We start from the raw sequence: 294 nt of genomic DNA, 5'->3' as shown, positions 1-294 counted from the left end.
TTTCATAGCCATATCCGGTCCAGGGCCGCTTCGCCAGCATTTCGCCGGCGAACTCCCAGAGCGTCGTGCGGCCGGTATAGGTGAGATCGGGGAAATAGGTCGCCGCCAGTTGCTTCACCGGCGGGATGAAGACGATGCCCAGCGTGCCGATGGCGGTCGCGATGATGGCCAGCGCAAACAGGATCGGCGTGCCGAGCCGCATGCCGATGAGGCTGGGCAGCACGACGATCATGATCGAGAATGGAACCAGCCCGGCCGTGGTCTTCGAGCCGGTGTGCAGCATGAACACCATCG

General features: G+C 63.3%; 1 pseudogene. It reads right to left on the bottom strand.

What is annotated here, in order from left to right:
* Positions 1-294 (bottom strand): annotated as a pseudogene (locus tag EN818_RS31990) (O-antigen ligase family protein); the annotation flags it as partial.

Source organism: Mesorhizobium sp. M3A.F.Ca.ET.175.01.1.1, from assembly GCF_004791945.1.
In the GTDB taxonomy this organism is placed as follows: domain Bacteria; phylum Pseudomonadota; class Alphaproteobacteria; order Rhizobiales; family Rhizobiaceae; genus Mesorhizobium.
Note: the sequence above shows the minus strand (reverse complement) of the source record. Positions and strands in the feature narration are given on the sequence as shown.